General features: G+C 43.7%; 5 protein-coding genes. 3 read left to right on the top strand and 2 right to left on the bottom strand.

Annotation, left to right across the window (positions count from 1 at the left end; genetic code table 11):
- Positions 1 to 1165: 1165 nt before the first annotated feature.
- Both AACT52_RS25570 and AACT52_RS25565 read left to right on the top strand, forming a co-directional pair.
- The gene (locus tag AACT52_RS25570) at positions 1166 to 1477 is read left to right on the top strand and encodes a hypothetical protein (protein WP_073633847.1); all 312 of its coding nucleotides are present in this window, start codon (positions 1166 to 1168) and stop codon (positions 1475 to 1477) included.
- 34 nt (positions 1478 to 1511) lie between these two features.
- Positions 1512 to 3503 carry an N-acetylmuramoyl-L-alanine amidase gene (locus AACT52_RS25565; protein WP_073633846.1) on the top strand — a complete coding sequence of 664 codons (1992 nt, stop codon included), beginning with the start codon at positions 1512 to 1514 and terminating at the stop codon, positions 3501 to 3503.
- 22 nt (positions 3504 to 3525) lie between these two features.
- Here AACT52_RS25565 and AACT52_RS25560 read toward each other — a convergent pair whose 3' ends face one another.
- Positions 3526 to 3690 (bottom strand): hypothetical protein, encoded by a 165-nt coding sequence (locus AACT52_RS25560; RefSeq protein ID WP_158054775.1) that lies wholly within the window; start codon positions 3688 to 3690, stop codon positions 3526 to 3528.
- Positions 3691 to 3775: 85 nt separating this feature from the next.
- Between AACT52_RS25560 and murI the strand changes: the two genes are divergently transcribed.
- Positions 3776 to 4636: a glutamate racemase gene (murI, locus tag AACT52_RS25555; protein WP_073633845.1), complete on the top strand. Its 861-nt coding sequence runs from the start codon at positions 3776 to 3778 to the stop codon at positions 4634 to 4636.
- A gap of 70 nt (positions 4637 to 4706) precedes the next feature.
- Here the strand turns inward: murI and AACT52_RS25550 are convergent, their stop codons facing one another.
- A complete protein-coding gene (locus AACT52_RS25550; RefSeq protein ID WP_073633844.1) occupies positions 4707 to 4904 on the bottom strand; it encodes a hypothetical protein in 198 nt (65 codons plus the stop codon).
- Between the last annotated feature and the right edge of the window lie 1120 nt (positions 4905 to 6024).

Here is a 6024-nt window from a genome sequence, read left to right as displayed (position 1 = left end):
GTTCGTTTGTGGACTCTTCAAGAATCCCCCGGCTTTTAGCCGTGGGGAGTATCAATCTTGACGACCTTCACTTTGTAAGTATGCAAGCTTATAAAGCAATACGTTGGCGATAAGACAATTTGCAAAAACGATAACCAATGCAATCTTACGTTGTATCCCAAAGTTCTACACCTGTACAAAAGCGGCAGATTTGTGCCACGCTATGCCAGTAGGAGTTTCATACCCTTACCCGTTTATCTTACTTTTCACTCTTATCTGGAGAACCTCGCTTCTATTCCTCTGTTCTGATGATTGAGAGGCTTTTACCTTAGCCCATTCCCTAGAGCGGGAAGGGGGCGGGGGGTTAGGTTTCGCGTTGGTTTTTCCAAATGACGTGAAAAGTCAGACCCGTTTACAGGCGCAAGGTATTGCGTTCCTAACCTGCTACATAGAACTTATCGATAGTTATCCACGACAACTACTTTGTCTACTGGGCGTGCTTCTACCAACAGAGACGGCTCTTACTTGTCCACAGGCGTAACGCGCGGAGCTAGCCGCTCCTACGTGTATATTAAGAAAATTCTTAATTAATCATCCATGTTAGTCCGTTTGTTTTCGCGCTTAATGACTAACTTTAAATAAGTATAGCTAATATATTGGCGACTTATTCAAGCTCCTACAGGCTTACACCGGAACGCTAGCTACCTGTAGACTACTCTTTTTATAAAAACTTAAGTATAATTTTTGACAAAATTAGTTCATTTGTTGATGCGATTGACCAAAGGTCAGGGCACATGGACAATCGCCCTTTGGGTGGCTCCTTTGCAGCATCACGCTGTGCCCAGGATTTTACTCCAGACAATATGCTCTCTTTACCACATGAGTTAAGACCCTCTAAGATATCTAGGAGTCACACAACTTAATATAAAATTTTAACGGAGTTAAGTAGAAATGACCAAGATTGACTGCTCTATTATTTTTATATTGGTGTAAAATAATGCGCACGCAAACTGCATTTTCTATGCCATAAAAGCATACAAAAATCAGAGGATCATGCCACGGTTGAGCGCTATTAACATCTATATACGAGCTAACAACATTTTTGCAGCTTAGCTTTGAGCGGTGACAGTGTGAGGATTTACCGAAACGTTGACCAACAAAGAACTCAGATCTCAGGAGTCAGAATATGTCCGGAGGACACGCTAGGCGTGCCTGGCTTTGCGAGCAGCTTACGCGCTTGACAAAGTGTGGCCGTACGCCTAGCGGCACTGTTCACATAGGGCGTACAGCTTGGGATTCTGTGCGACTGGCAGGCTTGAAGTCACAAGCCCGTTTTGTTGTTCCTAGGGCGCGGGCAACCCCTTTGGATCTGCCTGCACCACGTCAACGAGGGGAGAAGCAAGCATTTGTTTGCTTACGAATTGCGTTACTGAATCCTTCGGTGTCTACTTTGGGGGAATTCTCTCGTTCTGAGTTCTGGGTGCTTCTCAAATCATAACGGCTCTCATCAATACAAATCAGGAGAAAACACTGTGAAAATAAACTGGTTATTACCTGGTACTGTTGCAACTACTGCTATCTTCATGGTAATGTCGCCAGCTCAAGCAGCGAAACTCGAATCTTGGCGTTTTGATGCCAATCTAAACCGATTGGAAATCAACACTGAAGGTTCGGTTCAACCGCAGGCGCAACTCATCTTCAACCCGACGCGATTGGTTATTGATTTGCCAGGAACTGACTATGGACGTCCGCCGTTCGTTCAGCCAGTGGCTGGTGGTGCAATTCGCACTGTCCGTGTGAGTCAGTTTGACGGACAAACAACTCGTATAGTCATCGAACTCACTCCAGGTTATACCCTTGACCCAAAGGAAGTGAAATTTGAAGGGAGAACTGCCAGTCGCTGGATGGTACAATTACCAACGCCACAACTTGAACAAGTCGCTCCATCTTCTTCCAATAGTTCTTTCAATATTTACAGTGTGGTGAGACCTGGTTCTAACTCCACAGCAAATAAAGACACAGTTGTCAATACTGACTCTGTAGCAAATAAAAACACAGTTGTCAATACTATTGAAGGACAAACTCAAAAACAAACAATTATTAGCAATGCTCAAGGATTGGCTCAAATTGAGAACCTACGCGTTACAGGTGACGGTTTGTTTGTCCGCATAAATGGAGGGAATCCTCAAATTCAGACATTTCGCAGCAGTGACAACAGTGCTATTAACATCGATATCATTGGTGCAGCTCTGTCACCCCGTCTCGCACAGCAGAATCTACGAGTTAATAAGTATGGTATAAAACGAGTTGAATTCACTCAACTCAGAACAACACCTGGTGTTCGCATGACGCTGTGGGTAGACAAAAATAGCCCCGACTGGCAAGCCAGCATGAGTAGTTTTGGCGGTTTGGTAGTTCTGCCCACTGGTGACACGAGGAAATTGTCTAGAGATACTAGAGATAATAGTAATTCTCTTCCTAACTCAGACATACTTACGAGTAGAAACCCCCGCAACTCCAACCTAACCTTACCAGCCACAGACTCACTATCTACAATTGAGTCTGTGGATTTGACTGCTTCTGGGACGCAACTGCTGATTAAAGGCGACCAACCTCTGTCTGCTAATGGTGGTTGGGATAGGGCTTCTGGTATGTTCCGCATCACCATTCCTAATGCTAAATTGGCTGGTGCTGTCAGAGGTCCAAATTTTGATGCTAGTAGCCCTGTCCTGCGCGTCCGCTTGCAACAACAAGACCCCCGTACTGTTGTCGTCTACATCCAACCAGCAGGAGGCGTGCAAATTGGGCAACTCAACCAACTGACCGGTCAGCTTTTGTCTTTGGAATTACGACGCTCGTTTTCTCCGTTAACTCCTCGCCTTGGTTTACCTCCCTTACCAAGAGCAAACCCACGACCATTACCGCCAATTACAAATAATCCTCTGCCCCTACCGCAGCCACTGCTACGCCCCCCGGTACCTAATGGACGAGTTGTCATTATGATTGACCCCGGACACGGCGGTAAAGACTCTGGTGCGCCTGGTTTGGGTGGACTGCTGGAAAAAGATGTGGTTTTGCCTATCAGCATAAAAATAGCAAATATCTTACAGCAAAAAGGCGTACAGGTGATGCTAACCCGCAATGCTGACTATTTTGTGGAACTTCAGGGACGGGTAGACATGGCAGACCAAGCAAATGCTAATTTGTTCGTCAGCATTCACGCTAATTCTGTTGGTGCTCGCCCGGACGTGAATGGGTTGGAAACCTACTATTATGACAGCGGTTTAGATCTGGCTCGTGTCGTCCACAGTACCATTCTCCAAAGTATCCCTACCCTTAGAGACCGAGGAGTCCGCAGAGCAAGATTCTACGTTCTCAGAAAAAGTTCTATGCCCTCGATTTTAGTAGAAACCGGTTATATGACTGGTCAGGAGGATAACCCTAGGCTGGGAAGCCCAGAATACCAAAATCGAATGGCAGAGGCAATTGCTAATGGTATACTATTATACTTAAGGCAAAGATAAGTCTGTAGTACAACTTCCTACATTAAGGCTCTGGTTCGTAGTTAGTGGTGAGCCACTGTGCCCTTGGCAGTTTCCCCCGCCCTTTGCAAGTGGCGTTCACCGTAAGTTCTGTGGACAGGCACTCTTGGTGCCTAGCGTCTTTGTTCACTACAAGAGCGGCGATCGCCGTAGCGCAAGCCATAGGCATACCTGAAGGTTAGTAGTGAACAACAACTAACAATCCCTGAACATTCTGTATCTTCAAATCCAAAATCTTAAATCAGTATCTGCCTGTGTTTCCATCTTCTATCTTTGAAGGCAATCTTTACGATTTTTCTGAAGCACCCCAACGTGCCCCAATTGGTATTTTTGACAGTGGTGTAGGTGGTTTAACAGTACTGCGCCAACTCTATCGCCAACTTCCCAATGAATCAATTATTTACTTTGGGGATACAGCTCGACTTCCATATGGGATTCGCTCGCAAGCAGAAATTATACAATTTGTGCGGGAAATTCTCATTTGGATGGAACAGCAGCGTGTCAAAATGGTTGTTATGGCTTGCAACACCAGTTCAGCATTGGCATTGGAGGCGGTGCGTGAGGAATTTTCTTTACCAATTCTCGGTCTTATCCTACCAGGGGCAAAGGCTGCGGTGAACAGTGGAAAGCGCATTGGTGTGATAGCGACTGCCGCAACTGCTAAAAGCAATGCTTATCGCCATGCTATTCTAGAAATAAATCCCGATGTCCAAGTCTGGCAAGTAAGTTGCCCAGAGTTTGTGCCACTCATTGAGCAAAACCGCATTCATGACCCCTACACCCTACAAGTGGCACGCTCATATCTGGAGCCATTGTTACAGCAGGAAATAGACACTTTAGTCTATGGCTGTACTCACTATCCTCACCTTGCACCCGTACTGCGATCGCTTCTCCCCTCACACGTGAAGCTCGTTGATCCAGCAGAATATATTGTTGCGGCTTGTGCCCAAGATTTAGATATCTTGAGCCTAAGAAATAGCCACCCACCCATGCCAACTCGCTTCGCGGTGAGTGGTAGTCCACAACAATTTGCTCAGTCCTCTATACTGTGGCTGGGTTATAACCCAACAGTTGAGGCAGTGCAGTTGACAAATACGGCAGTTTCTAGTACATAATTATGAGTTATTAGTCATTAGTAAAAGTCTTTCTACTAATGACTAATAACTCATAACTAATGACTCTTGACTAATGAAGGCTTGTTGCTTCACTCACCTTCGGCGTTACTGTAACCTCCTGCTTGCGCTTTCCTTGTGAAGCCAAAGAAGCACCTGTAGGAGTGGTTTTTTTCCCGGTTCTCTTTGCTAGTGCTAATAGTAAGTAAACTGCTAACAAATAACCAGAAGCTAATATAAAAATCATCATAGGTATCTTTCCGTAAATCATTTTTTCTACCAGCACTTCTGTCTAAGGAATATAAAATCGAATAAGATTAGCACAACTACAGCTACACAAACTTATTGTTGATAGCTGTTTTTTGCATTGCAAAATGTTTGGTAGAGTTCTATCTCTCCCTGCGAAATTCGCTTGTATTCAGTTTTTCTTGCAAACTATGCCTACAACAGAAGTCAAATTACTAAACAGCAATTCTGAACTCCTGGTGAAGCTGTCTACCTAGTCTGCATTTTTCCGCAAACACTTTACCTTGTAGTACAAGGTATGCGCTCTCGCTACGCTAAACAAGTGCAGCATTTTCCCTTACGGGTAGCGCATAGTTTTAACCTTAGAGGTTCGCATACCGGGACAGTGACCAATAAGATAACTCTTTTGGTCGCAGCCTACGATAGTCTATTCAGAGCCACAACACCAGATAAGTAAAAATACCGAATGGTGATTTTTTTCTGGGGTGAATATCTCAAAAATTTTAAATCCCTTGACCTTAGCGTAACACAACCACCCTGACTTTTCAGCCAATTTTTCTGCTAAATTTGAAATTTTCTAGAGTACGTGATACAAGATGTGCCTAAATTATTCTTTAAAGGAAAATAAGTAATGTGTCATAGGTGATGAGTAAGAGGAAAGGAACTTTTCAGGGTTTGTTTTCACCTTTACTTAAAAATTTGGCAGCCAAAAATAAAGTTTTTGTTAAGATATCTAGCTTTTGTCTCCTGCATTCGGTTAATTCCTTTCTTAAGGATAAGTATTAAAAAGATGATTTGTATCCGTCAATATACATAGAAAAGCTGCAGTATCTTTTTCTCAACTTAGAGAAAAAGATAACTTGTGTCAAAGTTTTGTTAAGACTACTGCAAGTGGAGGAAGTAGAAGACTACTAAAGTTGCTAAAAAGCCGATTCGACGATGACTCGTGGGGAAGATTATCCAATGCCAGTCTATCTTCAGGCAAAACCTAAAATTTTAGGTTTTGGACGGTTTTTCCGGTAACGCATTTGGTTAGGGGTGATCAAGAAAGAAAAGTAATGATGAATGACTCATGAAAACTTTGCGCTGGCACAGGCTTATCTTAAAATGGGTATAGGATATGTAAAATTTCGTAAATAAAGCCA

The organism is Scytonema sp. HK-05, assembly GCF_963872035.1.
Lineage (GTDB): Bacteria > Cyanobacteriota > Cyanobacteriia > Cyanobacteriales > Nostocaceae > Kalymmatonema.
The sequence above is the reverse complement of the archived record's forward strand: the minus strand, read 5'-3'. Positions and strand labels throughout refer to the sequence as shown.